16 protein-coding genes are annotated in these 17,801 nt (G+C 62.5%); 10 read left to right on the forward strand and 6 right to left on the reverse strand.

From position 1 onward, the window contains the following. Positions 1 to 31: 31 nt before the first annotated feature. Positions 32 to 688, forward strand: a complete 657-nt coding sequence (locus ABC383_RS24420) for a DUF1345 domain-containing protein (RefSeq protein ID WP_413018068.1) — start codon at positions 32 to 34, stop codon at positions 686 to 688. Between the two features lie 431 nt (positions 689 to 1,119). Next, positions 1,120 to 1,842 (forward strand): phasin family protein, encoded by a 723-nt coding sequence (locus ABC383_RS24425; RefSeq protein WP_413018070.1) that lies wholly within the window; start codon positions 1,120 to 1,122, stop codon positions 1,840 to 1,842. Between the two features lie 66 nt (positions 1,843 to 1,908). Here the strand turns inward: ABC383_RS24425 and ABC383_RS24430 are convergent, their stop codons facing one another. The 4 genes from ABC383_RS24430 to ABC383_RS24445 form a co-directional block, all read right to left on the reverse strand. Beyond that, positions 1,909 to 2,121, reverse strand: a complete 213-nt coding sequence (locus ABC383_RS24430; RefSeq protein WP_413018072.1) for a DUF2783 domain-containing protein — start codon at positions 2,119 to 2,121, stop codon at positions 1,909 to 1,911. Further along, on the reverse strand, positions 2,109 to 3,824 hold the full coding sequence (locus ABC383_RS24435; protein ID WP_413018074.1) for an FAD-dependent oxidoreductase: 1,716 nt from the start codon (positions 3,822 to 3,824) through the stop codon (positions 2,109 to 2,111). The genes ABC383_RS24430 and ABC383_RS24435 overlap by 13 nt, the downstream gene beginning before the upstream one ends. Positions 3,825 to 3,931: 107 nt before the next feature. Next, positions 3,932 to 4,894 (reverse strand): MBL fold metallo-hydrolase, encoded by a 963-nt coding sequence (locus ABC383_RS24440; protein WP_413018076.1) that lies wholly within the window; start codon positions 4,892 to 4,894, stop codon positions 3,932 to 3,934. Between the two features lie 111 nt (positions 4,895 to 5,005). After that, on the reverse strand, positions 5,006 to 5,983 hold the full coding sequence (locus tag ABC383_RS24445) for a Bug family tripartite tricarboxylate transporter substrate binding protein (RefSeq protein ID WP_413018078.1): 978 nt from the start codon (positions 5,981 to 5,983) through the stop codon (positions 5,006 to 5,008). 192 nt (positions 5,984 to 6,175) lie between these two features. Between ABC383_RS24445 and ABC383_RS24450 the strand changes: the two genes are divergently transcribed. After that, on the forward strand, positions 6,176 to 7,099 hold the full coding sequence (locus tag ABC383_RS24450) for a LysR family transcriptional regulator (protein WP_413018080.1): 924 nt from the start codon (positions 6,176 to 6,178) through the stop codon (positions 7,097 to 7,099). A 158-nt stretch (positions 7,100 to 7,257) separates the two neighbouring features. Here ABC383_RS24450 and ABC383_RS24455 read toward each other — a convergent pair whose 3' ends face one another. Beyond that, on the reverse strand, positions 7,258 to 7,650 hold the full coding sequence (locus tag ABC383_RS24455; RefSeq protein ID WP_413018082.1) for a PhoD-like phosphatase N-terminal domain-containing protein: 393 nt from the start codon (positions 7,648 to 7,650) through the stop codon (positions 7,258 to 7,260). 339 nt (positions 7,651 to 7,989) lie between these two features. Between ABC383_RS24455 and ABC383_RS24460 the strand changes: the two genes are divergently transcribed. The 7 genes from ABC383_RS24460 (at position 7,990) to zwf (ending at position 16,953) form a co-directional block, all read left to right on the forward strand. After that, positions 7,990 to 8,949, forward strand: coding sequence for a Bug family tripartite tricarboxylate transporter substrate binding protein (locus ABC383_RS24460; protein ID WP_413018084.1), 960 nt, complete (start codon positions 7,990 to 7,992; stop codon positions 8,947 to 8,949). Positions 8,950 to 9,116: 167 nt separating this feature from the next. Next, entirely contained in the window at positions 9,117 to 9,578 is a 462-nt protein-coding gene (locus tag ABC383_RS24465) for a tripartite tricarboxylate transporter TctB family protein (protein ID WP_413014697.1), read from the forward strand. Positions 9,579 to 9,587: 9 nt separating this feature from the next. Continuing rightward, a complete protein-coding gene (locus ABC383_RS24470; protein ID WP_413014696.1) occupies positions 9,588 to 11,135 on the forward strand; it encodes a tripartite tricarboxylate transporter permease in 1,548 nt (515 codons plus the stop codon). Positions 11,136 to 11,738: 603 nt separating this feature from the next. Next, entirely contained in the window at positions 11,739 to 12,710 is a 972-nt protein-coding gene (locus ABC383_RS24475) for a tripartite tricarboxylate transporter substrate binding protein BugD (RefSeq protein WP_413018086.1), read from the forward strand. Positions 12,711 to 12,967: 257 nt separating this feature from the next. After that, positions 12,968 to 13,429 carry a tripartite tricarboxylate transporter TctB family protein gene (locus ABC383_RS24480; protein ID WP_413018088.1) on the forward strand — a complete coding sequence of 154 codons (462 nt, stop codon included), beginning with the start codon at positions 12,968 to 12,970 and terminating at the stop codon, positions 13,427 to 13,429. Between the two features lie 9 nt (positions 13,430 to 13,438). Beyond that, positions 13,439 to 14,986 carry a tripartite tricarboxylate transporter permease gene (locus ABC383_RS24485; protein WP_413014696.1) on the forward strand — a complete coding sequence of 516 codons (1,548 nt, stop codon included), beginning with the start codon at positions 13,439 to 13,441 and terminating at the stop codon, positions 14,984 to 14,986. A 497-nt stretch (positions 14,987 to 15,483) separates the two neighbouring features. Further along, positions 15,484 to 16,953 (forward strand): glucose-6-phosphate dehydrogenase, encoded by a 1,470-nt coding sequence (zwf, locus tag ABC383_RS24490; protein WP_413018090.1) that lies wholly within the window; start codon positions 15,484 to 15,486, stop codon positions 16,951 to 16,953. 89 nt (positions 16,954 to 17,042) lie between these two features. Here the strand turns inward: zwf and ABC383_RS24495 are convergent, their stop codons facing one another. Next, positions 17,043 to 17,588: a hypothetical protein gene (locus ABC383_RS24495; protein ID WP_413018092.1), complete on the reverse strand. Its 546-nt coding sequence runs from the start codon at positions 17,586 to 17,588 to the stop codon at positions 17,043 to 17,045. Positions 17,589 to 17,801: the final 213 nt, after the last annotated feature.

A 17,801-nucleotide genomic window follows, 5' to 3' on the forward strand; every position in this document is an offset into this window, starting at 1 on the left:
CAGCCAACCAGCCCTTCGACCGCCCTCAACGATGCAACTCCTGCGCCGCCTGATCCGTTCCCGCCCGCGCCTATCCATCGCATTTTCGCTTGGCATCGCTGCAGCCTATCTGCTGCCGTTGCAGGCTGGCTACGTGGCCCGCATTCTGATCGGCTGGAATGTCGTGACATGGTCTTACATGCTGCTGGTGGGATGGCTGATGATCCGCGCCAGCCACCACGAGGTGCGGGCCATCGCCGTGCGGGAAGACCAGACCGCCTTCGCGGTGCTGGCCATCATGTCGGCCGCAGCGGTGATCAGCATCGTGGCCATTGTGTTCGAGCTCAGCACGGCGCGGCACCTGTCGCTGAGCCAGCGGGTTTTCCATTACCTGCTCACCGCTTCCACGGTGATCAGCTCCTGGGGGCTGGTGGGAACCATGTTCACGTTCCACTACGCGGTGCTGTTCTATACATCGCCAGGCGAAGCGCGGGCACTCGCCTTTCCCGACCGCGAGACGGAGCCGAACTACTGGGACTTTCTGTACTTCTCCTTCACCATCGCCGCGGCGGCGCAGACGTCCGACGTAGCCGTGATGTCGCGGCCGGCACGCAAGGCGGTGCTGGCGCAGTCTGTGCTGTCCTTCTTCTTCAATGCAGCCATTCTCGGGCTGTCAGTCAATATTGCCGCAAGCGCCGTAGGCTCGTGAGCCAGCGTCCGCCCATGTGCGTTGATGACGACAAGCGTCCCTTCCCCATGCTTTGCCTGGCAGCAAATACTTCCACGTTCAAGGGACGATGCTTTTCTGCAAATCGGAAGAGACTGCAAATGACAGGAAAATCCTACAGCGCTTGAAGCGTTTCACCGACTTTTCTCTTACGCCCCTTAGGCTTACCATGCGAACTGTCTCCTCCATTCCTCAAGGATTGGATTCAAGCCCGCCGCGACGATTCCGGCGGGCTTTTTTTTAAGCTTCCGAGACGGTGACGGTCATGTACGATACGCATGACAACGCTGTCGACATCATCCGCCGCATGTGAAGCCATCTGATCCGGCTCAATGAATTCAGGATGGTGGTGACTATACTTCGCCGCTCCTGGACCGCATGAAGTCCCTCTTAGTTAGCGTGAAGGAATAGCGATGTCACCCACCAATGATTTCTTTTCAGGCATGTTCCGTCCGTTCGGCTTTCCATCCAATCCGTTCCTGAGCGGATTCGGAAATGACGCCGCTGCCACCGCTGCGGCTGCAGCGGCTTCGGCCCCAAACGTGCGGTTCGTACAGACGCCAGCGGCGGGCACTGTCAGCATGCAGGAGCTGGTCCGCCAGAATCTGGAAAGCCAGATCAAGCTCTTTACCGCCATGACCGCATGCGGCCTGGCCAGCACCGAAAAGGTGATCGAGCTCAACATGAATGCGGCACGCACCTCTGTGGAGGAAAACGCCACCCTTGCCAACCAAGTCCTCGCCTCGCAGTCGACCAGCGACCTGCAGCTGATCCTTGCCGCGCTGCCTCAGGCAACATCGACCAAGGCAGTCGCCTATGGCCATCATCTGACCAGCATTGCGGCCGACGCCTGCACCGAGATTGCCCGTTCCACGCAATCCGAAGTGTCTGACATGACCAATCGCCTCTGCAGCCTGATCGACCAGGCATCCAGAAATCTGCCGGCCGGGTCGGCAAACGTCGCCGCGCTGACCAAAGCGGTGATGACCACGGCCAATTCCGGCTATGAGCAGGTCGTGAAAACCGCCGAGCAGGCGGCGCATACGCTAGAGGAAAATGCCGAGCATATCGTCAACAATGCCGTGGAGAATACCGCCAGGACAACGGGCGGCAGCGGCAGGGGGCGCACCCATTAGCGTGTGTCCGGCCCGTGAAGCCGATCCGGAAACAGGCTTTTGAGTGCGCACGCCATCCGGCACGTCTCACGCAGCCTGCAGGGCATCCTGCCTGGCAATCGCCATCGCCTGCTCCAGCACGCCGACGTTGCCGATATGGTTGGCCAGCAGCAGGATCAGCGCGGCGTTCGCCGCATTGCTCTGTGCCGGCGACAGGTCGCGGTGCATGCCGATCAGCCGCTCGTAAAAGTCGTCCGGCGCCGCGATGTTGGCGGTGGTATTGAGTTCTAGGCTGCGCATGCTGTCCTCGCTGTTGTCGAAGGTATGTCGAGACGGTTCTGTGTCGCCCTCAGCAGCGCCTCCTGGACTGCTGCCGTATCCAGGGCGCGCCAGCGCGCGCAGACATGCTGGTCGGGCCGCACCAGGTAGAAGCTGCCTGGCTGCATGTCGTAGCGCTGCGCCAGCAGGCCTTCGCTGTCCTGCAGCACCGTGATGCCGGGTATGTCGGGCGCTGTCGCGCCGTGCGGTATGACGACCAGCGGCTTGACTGCCACCGGGCCGCTCGCCAGCGACTGAAGCCGGCTCAGGATGGCTTCCGCGTTCAGGGCGCCGTCATGGAAATAGATGCCGGTGAAGGCGTTGCCGGTGAGCGCGGTCAGCCAGCTTGCCTGGCCATTCAGTGTCACGGGCGCATCTTCCAGCGGCGCGCCGGGGACCATGTTGCCGCTGAACGCGTCCTGGTCAGGCGTATTGAGCGCGCTGCCTGCCAGCGTGGAAGGCCGGGACAGGCGGCCGCTGTTAACCAGCCGCCGGGCAAAGTCGTATTCCCTGGCGAGCCGCAGCGTCGCATCCCTGAAGCAGCGGCTGACCTCGCTCTTGGGCGTGATGAAGTCGGTCGCACGGGTGGAGTTGAGCAGGTTCTCGTCCGCCGCGTATTCGCGTTCCTGGCCATAAGTGTCGAGCAATGCATCCGGCGCCTTGCCATCGATCACCAGCTTGAGTTTCCAGGCCAGGTTTTCCGCATCCTGCACGCCGCTGTTGGCGCCGCGGGCGCCGAAGGGAGACACGCCATGCGCCGAGTCGCCGGCGAAGAAGATCCGTCCGTGCCGGAACTTGTCCATGCGCAGGCAGGAGAAGGTGTAGATGCTGACCCATTCGAGTTCGAAGTCCGCGTCCTCGCCCAGCAGGGCCTTGATGCGCGGGATGACCTTCTCGGGCTGCTTCTCGGCGATCGGATCGGCGTCCCAGCCAAGCTGGAAGTCGATGCGCCACACATTGTCCGGCTGCCGGTGCAGCAGCACCGACTGGTTGGGATGGAATGGCGGGTCGAACCAGAACCAGCGTTCCGACGGGAAGTCGGCCTTCATCTTCACGTCCGCAATCAGGAAGCGGTCGCGGAAGGTCTGGCCCTTGCTTTCCAGGCCGCAGAAACCGCGCACCGGGCTGCGCGAGCCATCGGCGGCAACCAGGTAGTCGCATTCCAGCGTGTACTGGCCGTCCGGCGTCTCAACCGTGAGTTCGACGCAATCCTTGTTCTGGGTAACGGCGGTGACCTTGTTCTTCCAGCGCACGTCAATCAGCGGCAGTTCGCCGGCGCGTTCGAACAGATAGCCTTCCAGGTAGTACTGCTGCAGATTGATGAAGGCGGGCCGGCGATGCCCCGTCTCCGGGAGCAGGTTAAATTCATACACCATCTTTTCATGGAAGAAGATCTTCCCGAGGTTCCACGACACGCCCTTTTCCACTGCGCGCTCGCCGCAACCAAGACGGTCCAGGATCTCCAGGGTGCGCTTGGCAAAGCAGATCGCGCGCGATCCCACCGACAGCGTGCAGTCGTCATCGAGAATGACCACGGGAATGTCCTGCTGCGCGAGATCGATGGCGGTGGCAAGACCTACCGGCCCCGCGCCGACCACGACCACGGGCCGGCGCACCGGCGTGGCGGCGTCCTGGTCGGTGGAACGCCTGTACTCATACGCTATCTTTTGATAATCCTTGTCCATCTTGCTGCTCCATCATGAAGGAGGTAATCCGCTTTCGGGCCCGAAGTCCAGCGGCCTGCGGGCAGCGCAGCGCTTGCTGCGCCTGTGCCCGGCAAGAAGCTTGTGCTTCAGTTCTGCAGTGAAAACCACATTTCCTTGTCGCGCTCGGCGGTCCAGATGCGCGGATGCTTGATGCCGCTTGCCTCGTCCACCGCTCGGGTCACGTCGAACGGCAGGCAGTGCTCGTAGATGAACACGTGGCCAAACTTGGGATCCATCCTGCTGCGGGTATGGGCCATCGCATCCTTCAGCGACTTGCCGCCGGCGACGGCTTCCTTCGCGCATTGCAGCAGCGTGGTCACGAAGTCCTTCGTATAGTCGATGCCTGCACTGACTTCCTGCGGATTCATCAGCGCCGGACCGCGGCCGGGAACCAGCTTCTCCGCGCCAAGCGCACGCAGGGCTTCCAGCGTGGCCGGCCATTCTTCCAGCTGGGCGTCGCCGGTGTAGGCGGCCGCATCGTATTCGACCAGGTCGCCGGAGAAGCAGATCTTTTGGGAGGGCAGCCAGGCGATGGTGTCGCCCTTGGTGTGGCCCATGCCGATGTGCATCAGCCTGACTTCCAGCTTGCCCATGAAGATCGTCATTTCCTTGTCGAAGACCATGGTCGGCCAGGACAGGCCGGGCACCGACTCCACGCCGGCGAACAGGCGCGGGAAGCGCTCGATCTCGGACTTCATGTCCTGCTCGCCGCGCTCGGCGATCATCTCGTAGGTGCCACGGGAAGCGATGATCTGCTGCGCGCCTTCGGCAAAGTAGGCGGATGCGCCCAGCACCCGTACTGCATGGTAGTGCGACAGCACCACATACTTGATCGGCAGGTCGGTCACTTCGCGGATATGCCTAATCAGCGACTGCGCCATGATCGGCGTGGCGGTGGTGTCGATCACCATCACGCCATCGTCGCCGATGATGACGCCCGAGTTCGGGTCGCCTTCCGCGGTGTAGGCATAGGCATTGTCGGAAAGCTTGATGAAGCTGGTCTTCTTTTCTTCCAGGTCAGCCTGGGAAGCGAATTTCTTTTCGGTCATGGTAAGTCCTCGGTTTTCAACTGGATTGAAGGAGCTGCTCGCTCCGCATGGCGTCTGGCTGCTTGCCGCAGGCCTCGATGGGCGACCCGCTTAGGCAATGCGAAGGGCCTGTCAGTCGGCGCGGATGTTGTTTGCCCGGATCACCTTGCCCCAGCGCTCGCGCTCGCTGCCGACATAGGCTTCCATCTGTTCCGGCGTGCCGGGCAACGCTTCCAGCGACAGCGCCTGGAAGCGCTCCTTCACCGGCGCCGATACCAGCGCCGCCTGCAATGCCTTGGCCAGCTCGGCCACCGTAGTGGCCGGCGTGGCCGCCGGCACCACCAGGCCCTGCCAGGCATAGGCTTCATAGCCCGGCACGCCCTGCTCTTCGAAGGTCGGCACATCGGGGAAGGCGGCAAGGCGTTTCGCGCTGGCCACGCCGATGGCGCGCAGCTTGCCGCTGGTCAGGTATTGCTGCACGCTGGCGCTGTCCAACATGCCGAACGGCACCTGGCCGCCGATCAGGTCCTGCACCGCAGGCGCTGCGCCGCGATAGGCCACATGCTGCATCTTCAGCCCGGTGCGCTCGCGCAGCAGTTCGGCTGCCAGGTGATGTGGGCTGCCGACACCGGCCGATGCATAGCTGGCATTGCCCGGATTGGCCTTGAGCCACTCCTGGAATTCCTTGAAATTCTTCGCAGGCACATTCGGGCCAACCACCAGGAACAGCGGGAAGCGCGCCAGCAGTCCAACCGCCTTGAAGTCCTTCTGCGGGTCGTAGGGCAGCTTGCTGAACATTGCATGGTTGGCCGCCAGCGTGGCAAAGTCGGCCGTCAGCATCACGTTGCCGATGTCCTTCGACTGGGCGACATAGCCGGCCGCGATGTTGGTTGCGGCGCCAGGCTTGTTGTTGATGACGATGGTCCGGCCCAGCGACTGCGTCATCTGGGCTGCCACTGCACGGGCCACGACGTCCGAGCCGCCGCCGGCAGCGTAGCCGACCACCCATTCGATCGGCCTGCCCTGCGCGAGAGCGATGGCGGGCGCAGCGACCGCCAGGGAAAGCGCCGCCTTGACCAGGGTGCGCCGGAAAGCTGAGGGTTGTTTCATGGGTGTCTCCAGTTATCAATGTTATGGATCAGGCGGCATGCGGCGGCCGGTCCTTGTGCGCGCCCCGATGCGCATGCCGGCGGTCTGCACGGTGTAAGAAGCGCTTGCCGGTTTAAATCTTTTGCGGTGTAACGGAAGGGCATGGTAGGGTCGCGCCTGAATCCTGTAAATGACGGTACGCTCATTACCTTTATGAAGAACATTCATGACGCCCGCTTCGACCTGAACCTCATCGCCGTGTTCGATGCCTTGCTGCGGGAGCGCAATGCCACCCGCGCCGCCGAGCAGCTGGGCATATCGCAGAGCGCGATCAGCCATGCGCTGCGCCGCCTGCGCACCTTCTTTGCCGATCCGCTGTTCATCAAGACCGGCGATGGCATGCAGCCCACGCCGCGTGCGCTGGAACTGACGCAGACCGTGCTGGCTGTGATGGGCACGATCCGCACCGACCTGCTGACCCAGGCCGGCTTCGACGCGGCGGAGTCGAACCGGCGCTTCAGCCTGTGCATGACGGATATGGGTGAGCTGGTTTTTCTGCCGATGCTGATCGAGCGCATGCGCAAGATTGCGCCGCACTGCACGCTGCGAACCATACAGATCCCTCCCAGGCAGATTTTTTCCGCGCTCGAATCCGGCGACATTGATCTCGCGGTCGGCTCGCTGCACTCGATGCCAGAGGGCCTGTTTCAGCAGCAGCTGTTCACCCGCTCATTCGTCACCATCGCCAACCGCAAGAACAGGAGCATCGGTGCGACCCTGACGGTGAAACAGTTTTTCGAGCTGGAGCACGTGGTGGTGACGCTCTCGGGCAAGACCGAGGAGAGCTACGACAGCGTGATCGACAATTACGGCCCGCGGCGGAAGATCTACCTCAGCACGCCTCACTTCCTGACGGTGCCATTGATCATCGAGCGCAATCCCGACCTGGTCTCCACCGTGCCGCGCGAGCTGGGGAGAACCTTCGAAAGCTACAAGGCAGTGCGCATGGTGGAGACGCCGATCAAGCTGCCGAACTTCGCCATCAAGCAGCACTGGCATCCCCGCTACCATCACGATGCCGCCAACATCTGGCTGCGCAAGCTGCTCAAGGAAACCTTCGAGCGCCTGCCTGAATGAGGACGGCAGAACGCCGCCGGACCGGCCGGCGAAGGGCGAAGCTCCCTGCGCATGCGGGCCTTTCTGGAACACCGCGGTCGGCCCGAAGGTCTGGTCCAGCTTGTTGGGGCCGGAGGAGCCGGCATGGATGGGGCCGGCCACGAATCCTTATCCGCTTGTTATGCGGGTCGACATACGCAACGCGGACAAAGACCGTTTCGGCCAGGGAGCACGCCGGCGAGGTCGATACGGGTGGTGTAATCGGTCTCGGCCGTTGCCCACGGACCGACGCTGCGGCGCCCATGCCGGAACCGTTCGGTGGTATCGACCTTTACGGTCATACAGGCATTGCGGTCGCTGCGCGCCCATATGATCGCCCTGCCCTCCATGACATCGCCGAGCTGCATCCCCGATGGCAACTGGAACCGTTCGGCATCGCTCGGTCCGATCCTGGGAAAGCCTGTCATGCGCGCTGCGTGCGCCATCGCGGGAAGCGAGGTGTTCAGGGCCGAGGCGCCGGCCAGCGTGCCGGCCGCAGTCGAGAAACGACGTCGCGACAATAACGAGTCCATGTTTGCTCCTGTGCTGAAAGAGCAGCCATGCCAGCGGCGCGTTATGACAGCGACGTGAAAGAGCGGTGGGATAAGCCTGACTGGAAAGCAAGGCCCCGCCCGGCCTTGCGCTGCCCAGGACGTCAGGCCAAACGTAACGCAAGACCTTGAAGCCTGTCTTTAACGAAGCCGGATTTCCCTTGCCCAGATTGAAGAAATGCAATGCATCTCGCCACCTCACCCAGGCCAATGAAATATTGACACACTAATATATTAGGAGTTTAATCGGGCCTTCGCGCCGCAAGAGCTGGTCGATTGCGGTGTCGACGCCTGCAATGCAATCCACGAGGAGACTAAGCAATGAAGAAGTTTTTATCCACGCTGCTGATGGGCATGGCCCTGTCCGGCGCCGCTTACGCCGAGTACCCGGAAAAGCCGATCACGGCCATCGTGCCGTTTCCACCCGGTGGATCGACCGACGCCATAGCCCGCGCGATTGGCCCGAAGATCACCCAGAAACTGGGTCAGCCATTCGTGGTGGAGAACCGCCCGGGTGCGACCGGTGCGATCGGCGCCGGCATGTTGAAGCGTGCCGCGCCTGATGGCTACACCATCATGGTGGCGTCGATCGGCGTGTATGCAGTCAATCCGGTGCTGCAGAAGTCGCTGCCTTACGATCCGTCCAAGGATTTCGATCTGCTGACAGTGGCGGTGCGCGCGCCAAACGTCCTGGTCGCGCCGCCGAGCTTTGCGCCGAACAATGTCGCGGAACTGATCGCCTACCTGAAGAAGAATCCGGAGAAAGTCACCTTTGCATCGTCCGGCGCCGGTAGCTCCGACCACCTGACCGCGGCGCTGTTCTGGCAGCAGACCAAGACCAACGGCATCCATGTGCCCTACAAGGGTGGCGCCCCGGCCATTACCGACCTGCTCGGCGGCCATGCCGATGTGTCCTTCCAGAACATCAACGTGGTGCTGAACCATATCAAGGCAGGCAAGCTGAAGGCCCTGGCTGTAACCGGCGACAAACGCGCCGCAGCCCTGCCGCAAGTGCCTACGCTGGCCGAAGCCGGCGTGAAAAACGTGGACGTGTACTCCTGGCAGGCGGTTGCCGCGCCGAAGGGCTTGCCCGTCAATGTAAAGACGAAGCTGCATGACGCCATCGTCGGCGCGCTGAACGATCCGGAACTGAAAGCCAAGCTGACCGAGCAGGGCTTCGAAGTGGTCGCCAATTCCAGCGAGGAATTCGTCAAGTTCCAGGCGCAGGAACTGGGACGGTGGCGCACTGTGATCGAGACCGGCAAGATCGAAGTGGAATAAGCAGCGTTGAAAGGGAAAGATTGTCACCTTCCACGAATTGACAATCTTTCCCTTGCCCTTACCGCGCTGATGGCCAATGCTGTCGGATGGTCCCGCGGAGCGGGCAATGCATCGGCGCTGTCCCTTGCGGGATCGAGGGCAAAGAAGAACACAGGAGACTTTGCAGCATGTTAATCAGGAACCAGAAGGACTTCTGGTCGGGGGTGATGTTTGCCGCCTTCGGCCTTTTCTTCGCCGGGTTTGGTACCCGTTACACCTTCGGCTCGGCCGCCCGTATGGGCCCCGGCTACTTCCCCACCGTACTCGGCGTCATCCTCGTCATCATGGGCGCCGTCATCGCCCTGATGGCGCTTTCCTCCAAGGCTGAAACGCAAAAGGTCGACCGCTTTTCCTGGTCCACCATCGTCCTCATCCTCGGCTCGGTCGTGCTCTTCGGCCTGTTCCTGCCGCGCCTGGGACTGATCATTTCCCTCGTCACCGTGGTGCTGGTATCGAGCTATGCCAGCCATGAGTTCGGCTGGCGCGCCGCACTGATCAACACCGTCGTGCTGGTCCTGCTGTGCCTGTTCGTCTTCGTCTATGCCCTGAGTCTGCAGTTTCCGCTCTGGCCCACTTTCCTCGGCGCCTAAGGAGCACACATGGAAACCCTGATTGCCAACCTCTCTACCGGCTTCGGCGCGGTGCTGGCCCTGGAGCCGTTCTCGGTCTTCGGCCTGACCATGAGCCTGCCGATGAACCTGGCCTACTGCTTCATCGGCGCCCTCATCGGCACCCTGATCGGCGTGCTGCCGGGCCTGGGCCCGATCGCCACCATCGCCATGCTGCTGCCGGCCACCTATGCGCTGCCCCCGCTGGGCGGCCTGATCATGCTGGCCGGCATCTACTACGGCGCCCAGTACGGCGGCTCCACCACCGCCATTCTCGTCAACCTGCCGGGTGAAACCTCGTCTGTTGTGACCTGTATCGACGGCTACCAGATGGCCCGTCGCGGCCGCGCCGGCGTGGCGCTGTCGACCGCCGCCATCGGCTCGTTCTTTGCCGGCTGCGTCGGCACGCTGCTGCTGGCCGCCTTCGCGGTGCCGCTGGCCGAAGTGGCCTTCAAGTTCGGCCCGGCCGAGTACTTCTCGCTGATGGTGCTGGGCATGATCGGCGCCGTCGTCCTGGCTTCGGGCTCGCTGATCAAGGCCATCGCCATGATCGTGCTGGGCCTCTTGGGCGGCGTGATCGGCACGGATGTGAACACCGGCGTGTCGCGCTATGCCTTCGACATTCCGGAACTGTCCGACGGCGTGAGCTTTGCCGCGGTGGCCATGGGCGTGTTCGGCTTTGCCGAGGTGATGACCAACCTCGAGCAGAAGGAACACCGCGAAGTCTTCACCAACAAGATCACCACCCTGTTCCCGTCGAAAGACGACTTCAAGCGCATGGCGGCCCCTATCCTGCGCGGCACCGCACTGGGCTCGATGCTGGGCATTCTGCCGGGCGGCGGCGCGGCGCTGGCCTCGTTTGGCGCCTACACGATGGAAAAGAAGGTCAGCAAGAACAGTGCCGAATTCGGCAAGGGCGCCATCGAAGGCCTGGCCGGTCCCGAGTCGGCCAACAACGCCGCGGCGCAGACCTCGTTCATTCCGCTCTTGACCCTGGGCATTCCGCCCAATGCGGTGATGGCGCTGATGGTGGGCGCGATGACGATCCACAACATCCAGCCGGGCCCGCAGGTCATGACCAGCAACCCGACCCTGTTCTGGGGCCTGATCGTGTCGATGTGGCTGGGCAATGCGATGCTGGTGATCTTGAACCTGCCGCTGATCGGCATCTGGATCAAGCTGCTGACCGTGCCGTACCGCTACCTGTACCCGGCGATCCTGGTGTTCTGCTGCATTGGCGTCTACACGGTCAACAACAGCGTGTTCGACGTGTTCATGACGGCGGGCTTCGGCGTGCTGGGCTATGTGTTCATCAAGCTGGGCTGCGAAGGTGCGCCGCTGCTCTTGGGCTTCGTGCTGGGGCCGATGATGGAAGAGAACTTCCGCCGTTCGCTACTGCTGTCGCGGGGCGACTTCAGCGTGTTCTTCACGCGGCCGATCTCGCTGGGCTTGCTGCTGGCGGCTGCTGCGCTGGTGGTGATCGTGGCGCTGCCGTCGATCAAGTCCAAGCGCGAGGAAGCGTTCCAGGAAGAGCCCTGAACCATTGCCATGCCGTCGCAAGGCGGCATGCGGGGCAAAAGAAAACCGGCGCTGCGGCGCCGGTTTTTTTATTGGAGGTTAGCCATCGTAGCGATCGCGGGACGCACTACCCGCAGGGGCATTGCACCGGACCGGCGGTCGCCGCGATGGGTCATGCGCGCCTGTCATTCAACCTCCCACGGTGCAATACCTTTCGGGTACTGCATCCCGGGGAGTGCTCCTTTTTTCTTCTGGCCATTTACTTAGCGTGTAGCTTTCCTGCCTGGTACTGGTTGCAATTAGCGTTCCGGCGCCTTGCCGATGCTGCTGCGCAGCAGCGAGCCGGGGAACTCCCACCCGTGCGGACAACTCGCGGGGCAACATGCGCCAGCCGAGCAGTCGCCCTGCAACAGGGAGGCAGACCGTGATCAACGCGCCTGGCTGAGCGATTCGCGATCAACTCGGCGGCAATCGCCGGTCCGTATTTTCCACAATGGCACGGTTTTGAATTTTTAATTATCATTCGCGCCCACAGGGAATGCCGCCTGTAAAAAATGAGGGCATGGGAGGTGATGTCTACCTTCGGTCGTCATGAATGGATAATCATATAAGAACGGAGATGTCATGAAATCAGTATTACGCTATGCCTTTACCGCCGCCGCCCTGGTGGCTGGTGCAGCGAGTGCGCAAACCTATCCTAGCAAACCAATGACCATGGTCATACCCTTTGCCGCCGGCGGTCCGACCGACGTGGTGGGACGCCTGATTGCGCAGTCGATGAGCAAAACCCTGGGCCAGCAAGTCATCGTCGAAAACACCGTCGGCGCCGGCGGCACGATTGCTGCAACCCGGGTCGCCCGCGCCGCGCCCGATGGCTACACCATGCTGCTGCACCATATCGGCCAGTCGACCGCCCCCAGCCTGTATCGCAAGCTGCCATATGATGCACTGACCGGATTCGAGACCATGGGCCTGGTGACTGACGTCCCGATGACCGTGGTGGCCAAAGGGAATTTCCCAGCCAAGAACCTCGGTGAACTGGTTCAGTACGTCAAGGCCAACAAGGACAAGGTCAACCTGGCGAATGCAGGTACCGGCTCGGCATCCCATCTGTGCGGCCTTCTGTTTCAGGAAGCGATCGGCGTGACGGTTGCAACGATTCCGTACAAGGGCACGGCTCCGGCAATGAATGATTTGCTGGGCGGTCAGGTGGATATCATGTGCGACCAGACGACCAACACCACCAGCTACATCAAGTCGGGCAAGATCAAGGCCTACGCCGTCACCACCCCAAAGAGGCTGGCGGTTCTGCCGGACCTGCCGACCACCCGTGAAGCTGATCTGCCGGCACTGGACGTCGCCGTCTGGCATGGTCTCTATGCACCCAAGGGCACGCCACGCGAGGTTGTGACGAAGGTGAACGGTGCATTGAAGGTAGCGCTGAAGGATCCGATGGTCATCGAACGCTTTGCTGGCCTGGGCACTGAGCCGGTCGCTGAAAGCAGGGCTACCCCGGAAGTTCACAAGCAGTTTCTGGCCTCGGAAGTTGCGAAGTGGAAGAAGGTAATCGAAGCGGCCGGCGTCCAACCGGAATAAACATCGTCGACTTCCAACACAATTCTTTTTAGATCCAAGGGTCTCCTCGCCCTCCAGGCGAGAGACCTTGCTCGGCGCATCTAACGGAATGGTCTTGCGACCCAGCCCGGCTGACGTTCCTGCCTGGGCCAGGTTCCCCGCTCGATCATTGAGGGCCTGGGTGGCATATCGCACTGCTACGGCCATGGTCGATGCAGTGCCGCGACGCCTGAAATGCCATTCTGCTAGACGCCGCCGAAAAGTAGAGGAAACACAACATGCATATCAAGAACCAGAAAGACTTCTGGTCGGGGGTGATGTTTGCCGCCTTCGGCCTTTTCTTCGCCGGGTTTGGTACCCGTTACACCTTCGGCTCGGCCGCCCGTATGGGCCCCGGCTACTTCCCCACCGTACTCGGCGTCATCCTCGTCATCATGGGCGCCGTCATCGCCCTGATGGCGCTTTCCTCCAAGGCTGAAACGCAAAAGGTCGACCGCTTTTCCTGGTCCACCATCGTCCTCATCCTCGGCTCGGTCGTGCTCTTCGGCCTGTTCCTGCCGCGCCTGGGACTGATCATTTCCCTCGTCACCGTGGTGCTGGTATCGAGCTATGCCAGCCATGAGTTCGGCTGGCGCGCCGCACTGATCAACACCGTCGTGCTGGTCCTGCTGTGCCTGTTCGTCTTCGTCTATGCCCTGAGTCTGCAGTTTCCGCTCTGGCCCACTTTCCTCGGCGCCTAAGGAGCACACATGGAAACCCTGATTGCCAACCTCTCCACCGGCTTCGGCGCGGTGCTGGCCCTGGAGCCGTTCTCGGTCTTCGGCCTGACCATGAGCCTGCCGATGAACCTGGCCTACTGCTTCATCGGCGCCCTCATCGGCACCCTGATCGGCGTGCTGCCGGGCCTGGGCCCGATCGCCACCATCGCCATGCTGCTGCCGGCAACCTATGCGCTGCCCCCGCTGGGCGGCCTGATCATGCTGGCCGGCATTTACTATGGCGCCCAGTACGGCGGCTCCACCACCGCCATTCTCGTCAACCTGCCGGGTGAAACCTCGTCTGTTGTGACCTGTATCGACGGCTACCAGATGGCCCGTCGCGGCCGCGCCGGCGTGGCGCTGTCGACCGCCGCCATCGGCTCGTTCTTTGCCGGCTGCGTCGGTACGCTGCTGCTGGCCGCCTTCGCGGTGCCGCTGGCCGAAGTGGCCTTCAAGTTCGGCCCGGCCGAGTACTTCTCGCTGATGGTGCTGGGCATGATCGGCGCCGTCGTCCTGGCTTCGGGCTCGCTGATCAAGGCCATCGCCATGATCGTGCTGGGCCTCTTGGGCGGCGTGATCGGCACCGACGTCAATACCGGCGTGTCGCGCTATGCCTTTGACATTCCCGAACTGTCCGACGGCGTGAGCTTTGCCGCGGTGGCCATGGGCGTGTTCGGCTTTGCCGAGGTGATGACCAACCTCGAGCAGAAGGAACACCGCGAAGTCTTCACCAACAAGATCACCACGCTGTTCCCGTCCAAGGACGACTTCAAGCGCATGGCCGCCCCTATCCTGCGCGGCACCGCGCTGGGCTCGATGCTGGGCATTCTGCCGGGCGGCGGCGCGGCGCTGGCCTCGTTTGGCGCCTACACGATGGAAAAGAAGGTCAGCAAGAACAGCGCCGAGTTCGGCAAGGGCGCTATCGAAGGCCTGGCCGGTCCCGAGTCGGCCAACAACGCCGCGGCACAGACTTCGTTCATTCCGCTCTTGACGCTGGGCATTCCGCCCAATGCGGTGATGGCGCTGATGGTGGGCGCAATGACGATCCACAACATCCAGCCGGGCCCGCAGGTCATGACCAGCAACCCGACCCTGTTCTGGGGCCTGATCGTGTCGATGTGGCTGGGCAATGCGATGCTGGTGATCTTGAACCTGCCGCTGATCGGCATCTGGATCAAGCTGCTGACCGTGCCGTACCGCTACCTGTACCCGGCGATCCTGGTGTTCTGCTGCATTGGCGTCTACACGGTCAACAACAGCGTGTTCGACGTGTTCATGACGGCGGGCTTCGGCGTGCTGGGCTATGTGTTCATCAAGCTGGGCTGCGAAGGTGCGCCGCTGCTCTTGGGCTTCGTGCTGGGGCCGATGATGGAAGAGAACTTCCGCCGTTCGCTGCTGCTGTCGCGGGGCGACTTCAGCGTGTTCTTCACGCGGCCGATCTCGCTGGGCCTGCTGCTGGCGGCGGCCGCGCTGGTGGTGATCGTGGCGCTGCCGTCGATCAAGTCCAAGCGCGAGGAAGCGTTCCAGGAAGAGCCCTGAACCATTGCCATGCCGTCGCAAGGCGGCATGCGGGGCAAAAGAAAACCGGCGCTGCGGCGCCGGTTTTTTTATTGGAGGTTAGCCATCGTAGCGATCGCGGGGTGCAATGCCCTTCGGTAGTGCTCCCTACGAAGTCGGGGCTGCTTTTTTCGTCTGACCATTTACTTCGCTTGCGGCTTTCCTGCCTGGTACTGATCGTGCATTTGCGTCTGAACACTGCCTCCCATCCGGCCCGAGCACAAGCCACTTCCGGCCAGTTCGTCGAAGGACCGGCACTGACCACATGGCTGCCGACAAACGGGTGCGCCAGGTGTCGCCTTATAATTCGCCCTTGCTCCTGAACTATGAATCTCTTATGGCAACCGGGATGATCGCGCAAGCATCAGATACGGCGCGGTGATTTTCCGGGTCCGGTTTCCGCCCTCTGCATGCATTGCCCGACGTTGACCACATTGCCACGCCAACCGGAATTTCCACCCAACTCGACAGCCACGCTCATGTACACGAAAACCCAGATGCCGGAAGCGGCCATGCCGCTTGACATGATCATCTTTGGCGGCGCCGGCGATCTCGCCGTGCGCAAGCTGCTGCCAGCGCTCTACATGGCCCATCTGCACGGCAATCTGCCGCCGGCCACGCGCATCATCGGCGTCGGCAGGCACGCATACAGCCGCGATGCCTACGTTGATTTCCTGACGCAGCATTCGCGACCGTTCATTCAGGCCACCAACTTCGAGCCGGAGGCCTGGACGCGCTTTCTGCAGATGCTGGACTACGTCGAGATGGATGCCACCGATGCCGACGGCTATCGCCGGCTGGCCGGGCAGTCGCGTGCCGGCGTCGAGCGGGCTTTCTATCTCGCCACGTCACCTGCGCTGTTCATGACGATCTGCGACAACCTGGCGGCCTGCGGCATGGTGGATGCCAACAGCCGGGTGGTGCTGGAGAAGCCGCTGGGTCACGATCTCGCTTCGGCGCGGGAAATCAACCTTGCCGTGGGCAGGCACTTTGCCGAATCGCAGATCTACCGGATCGACCACTACCTGGGCAAGGAAACCGTGCAGAACCTGATGGTGCTGCGTTTCGGCAATGGCATCCTGGAGCCGCTCTGGCGCGCGCCGACGATACAAAGCGTGCAGATCACTGTGGCCGAGACGGTGGGCGTCGGCAGCCGCGCCGGCTTTTACGACGGCACCGGCGCGCTGCGGGACATGGTGCAGAATCATTTGCTGCAACTGCTGTGCATCATCGCGATGGAGCCGCCCGTATCGCTGGACCCCGATGCAGTGCGGGATGAGAAACTGAAGGTCCTGCGTTCATTGCGCCGCATGGGCCTGGGCGACATCGCCCGCGACACGGTGCGCGGCCAGTACACGATGGGCGCGGTCGATGGCGAGGCCGTGAAACCTTATCTCGAAGAGCCGGGGGTCCCGCCTGGCAGCAATACCGAGACCTTTGTCGCCTTGCGCACGTATGTCGATACCTGGCGCTGGGCCAACGTACCCTTCTTCCTGCGCAGCGGCAAGCGCATGCAGAAGCGGCTGTCGCAAATCGTGATCGATTTCGCGAACCCGCCGTTCTCGATCTTTCCCGATGCCCCGCGCACCCGCGCCAACCGGCTGGTGATCCGCCTGCAGCCCGAAGAGTCCATCCAGTTGCAGATCATGGCCAAGCAGCCCGGCAGCGGCATGACGATGCTGCCGGTGAATCTCAACCTCGATTTGCAGTCGGCATTTTCACAGCGCCGGGCCGAAGCCTACGAGCGCCTGCTGATCGATGTGGTGCGAGGCAGGCTGACCCACTTCATGCGCCGCGACGAACTTGAAGCTGCCTGGTCCTGGGCCGACCCTATCCTGAACGGCTGGCGCGAACTGCGGGAAAAGCCGCTGCCCTACACCGCAGGGAGCTGGGGGCCGGATGCGTCGGCGGCGCTGTTGGGACGGGAGCAGATGAGCTGGACCGAGTAGGTGGCTGGTTAAGCCTTCGGAGGTTTTAGAGGCACTGGCGGGATGCGTCTGCGAATCGCGGTAGGTGTGACACGGGTTTGATCTTGGGATCAGTCTAGGTACTCAAGGGGTAGATGCCAGCGGCTGCCACTGCCGTTGTTTTTGAAGCGCGCGCAGCGACAGTTGCGGTTGCGGTTGCGGTTGCGGTTGCGGTTGCGGTTGCGGTTGCGGTTGCCGTTGCGGTTGCCGTTGCGGTTGCCGTTGCCGTTGCCGTTGCCGTTGCCGTTGCCGTTGCCGTTGCCGTTGCCGTTGCCGTTGCCGTTGCCGTTGCCGTGAAGTCGCGTTGAGCGCGCCGTGTCAGCGGTGCCCGGAGCGGGAAAAGGTGCGGCGTCTGTCTGAGTCAAGCGCAGCTTGGCGAGTTTAGCCGCGCCCCGCTCCGGGTACCGCTGGCACGGGCACCCCGCGCAGCGGGGCGCGATCACCGGGTCGCCTTTTTTGGTTACTTTTTTGGCGAAGCAAAAAAGTGACCCGGCCGCCGGGACGGACTCCCGGCTTGTCTCCACGGCAGTGCAACCGCCTTGCGTCACCCGGCAAGGCACGGGCAGCACCGTCGGTGTTGTCTTTGACGTGTTCGTTGGAACATGGCTTAACGTCAAAAGCAAAGCTGCTTCGCAGTCACGCCTTACCCCTGGTGAAACAACCCGACTGCACTATCGTCATGACCAGGCCGGGTGTTCGCCCCGGCGGGCGACCTACTTCTTTTGCTTCGCCAAAAGAAGTAGGCAAGAAAAGGCGACCCGGTGATCGCGCCCCGCTGCGCGGGGTCCCCGTGCCGTCGACGCCTGAAGCGGGGCGCGGCTAAACTCGCT

This window comes from Noviherbaspirillum phoenicis (assembly GCF_047237965.1).
Lineage (GTDB): Bacteria > Pseudomonadota > Gammaproteobacteria > Burkholderiales > Burkholderiaceae_D > Noviherbaspirillum_A.